Origin of the sequence: Streptomyces alkaliphilus (genome assembly GCF_014141535.1) — a bacterium.
Classification (GTDB): Bacteria; Actinomycetota; Actinomycetes; order Streptomycetales; family Streptomycetaceae; genus Streptomyces; species Streptomyces alkaliphilus.
Genome location: NZ_VKHT01000803.1, coordinates 1 through 2,366, shown reverse-complemented (window position 1 = coordinate 2,366; position 2,366 = coordinate 1). Strand labels below are relative to the sequence as shown.

Below are 2,366 nucleotides of genomic sequence, written 5' to 3'. Positions count from 1 at the left end.
CTGTTGGCCGACCGGCTGGCGGGGGAGCGGGCGGGGTTCCGGTACGCCAATCTGGCCGTGCGGGGAAAGCTGATCGGGCAGATCGTGGACGAGCAGGTGGATCGCGCGGCGGCGATGCGTCCCGACCTCGTCTCGTTGGTGGGCGGGTTGAACGACGTGCTGCGGCCGCGCTGTGACCAGGCGCGGGTGCACGACCGGCTGGAGGAGGCGGTGGAACGGCTGGCCCCGACCTGCGGACGTCTGGTGCTGATGCGCAGTCCCGGCCGGCGTGGACCGGTGCTGGAACGCTATCGGGGCCGGATGGAGGAATTGTTCGCGCACATCGAGGACCTCGCGGTGCGGCACGACGCGCTGGTGGTGGACCTGTACGGGGCACCGGCGCTGGGAGACCCCCGGCTGTGGGCGGACGACCGGCTGCACCTGACCGCGGAGGGGCACCGTCGGGTGGCCGAGGCGGTGTGGCAGGCGTTGGGGTACCCGGCGCGGGAGGAGTGGCACACCCCGTTGCCGGAGGCGGTGCTCCCGGCGTGGACGGCGCGACGCCGGGCGGATCTGCGGTTCGCCCGCCGGCACCTGCTGCCGTGGATCGGTCGTCGGCTGACCGGTCGTTCCTCGGGGGACGGAAGGCCGCCCAAGCGCCCGGAGCTGCTGCCGGTGGACGTGGACCCGGGATCCGTCGCGGACCGACGGTGAGATCGGGTGGTCGGGGACGCCCGGGGCGCGGGCGACCTCGTAGAATCCGGGTGTGACACAGAAGCCGCAGATCCCCAACGTCCTGGCCGCCCGCTACGCCTCCCCCGAGATGGCCCGTCTGTGGTCCCCGGAGCACAAGATCGTCCTGGAGCGGCGCCTGTGGCTGGCCGTGCTCAGGGCTCAGCGGGAGCTCGGGGTGGAGGTTCCCCGGGGCGTGGTCGAGGACTACGAGCGGGTGCTGGAGCGGGTGGACACCGACTCGATCGCCGAGCGGGAGCGGGTCACCCGGCATGACGTGAAGGCCCGCATCGAGGAGTTCAACGCGCTGGCCGGACACGAGCACGTGCATCGGGCGATGACCTCGCGGGATCTGACGGAGAACGTGGAGCAGCTCCAGGTGCGCAGCGCGCTGGAGCTGGTGCGGGATCGCACCCTGGCGGTGCTGGCGCGTCTGGTGCGGCTGGCGACCGAGCACGCCGAGCTGGTCGTGGTGGGGCGTTCGCACAATGTGCCCGCCCAGGCGACCACGCTGGGCAAGCGGTTCGCGTCGGCGGCGGAGGAACTGCTGTTGGCCCACCGGCGGGTGGAGGAGCTGTTGTCCCGTTACCCGCTGCGCGGCATCAAGGGTCCGGTGGGCACGGCCGGGGACATGCTCGATCTGTTGGACGGCGAGACCGGCCGGCTGGAGGAGTTGGAGGGGCGGGTCGCGGCCCACCTGGGCTTCGATCGGGTGATGACCTCGGTGGGCCAGGTCTATCCGCGTTCGTTGGACTGGGACGTGGTCACCGCGCTGGTGCAGCTGGCGGCGGCGCCTTCCTCGCTCGCGACGACGATCCGGTTGATGGCCGGGCAGGATCTGGTGACCGAGGGGTTCCGACCCGGGCAGGTGGGGTCCTCCGCCATGCCTCACAAGATGAACACCCGGTCATGTGAGCGGATCAACGCGTTGGCGGTGGTGCTGCGGGGTCACGCCGTGATGGTGGGCGAGTTGGCGGGCACCCAGTGGAACGAGGGCGATGTCTCCTGCTCGGTCGTGCGGCGGGTGGCGCTGCCCGACGCCTTCCTGGCGCTGGACGGGCTGTTCGAGACGATGCTGACGGTGCTGGACGAGTTCGGGCCGCACCCGGCGGTGATCGAGCGGGAGCGCGAGCGCTACCTGCCGTTCCTGGCGACGACCGCCTTCCTCACCGCCGCCACCCGGGCGGGACTGGGTCGGGAGACCGCCCACGAGTTGATCAAGGAGCACGCGGTGGCCACCGCCCTGGCGCTGCGCGAGGGGGCCGCGGAGAACGACCTGGTGGACCGGATCGCCGAGGACCCGCGGATCCCTCTGGACCGGGACGTGCTGGAGCCGCTCGCCCGTACCCCCCGGGTGGGCAACGCCGTGGCCCAGGTGGGGGCGTTGAGCCGGGAGATCGGCAAGGAGACCGGGGGCGAGGCCGGTCGGTACACGCCGGGCGGCATCATCTGAGTCGTGCCGGGCACGTTTTCCCGGCGGTCGGCACAGTGCCTCCGCGCGGGGAGGGGAACGGGAGGGCCCGATGCAGGACAGCACCCGGGAAGCTCGTGCCCCGGTGACGGTGATTACCGGGGGCGGGCGCGGAATCGGGGCGGCCGTGGCCGTCCGGTTGGCGTCGGCGGGTCACGACGTGGTGATCGGTTGGGAGCGGGAC

The 2,366-nt window shown here is 72.3% G+C and carries 2 protein-coding genes and 1 pseudogene; all 3 read left to right on the top strand.

The features are described from left to right. Positions 1 to 693 (top strand): SGNH/GDSL hydrolase family protein (locus FNQ90_RS19935; RefSeq protein ID WP_182607622.1); only part of this gene is annotated, 693 nt, incomplete at its 5' end. A 52-nt stretch (positions 694 to 745) separates the two neighbouring features. After that, complete coding sequence (gene purB, locus FNQ90_RS19930) at positions 746 to 2,164, top strand: adenylosuccinate lyase (RefSeq protein ID WP_182607621.1); 1,419 nt, start codon at positions 746 to 748, stop codon at positions 2,162 to 2,164. A gap of 70 nt (positions 2,165 to 2,234) precedes the next feature. Further along, positions 2,235 to 2,366 (top strand): annotated as a pseudogene (locus tag FNQ90_RS27620) (oxidoreductase); the annotation flags it as partial.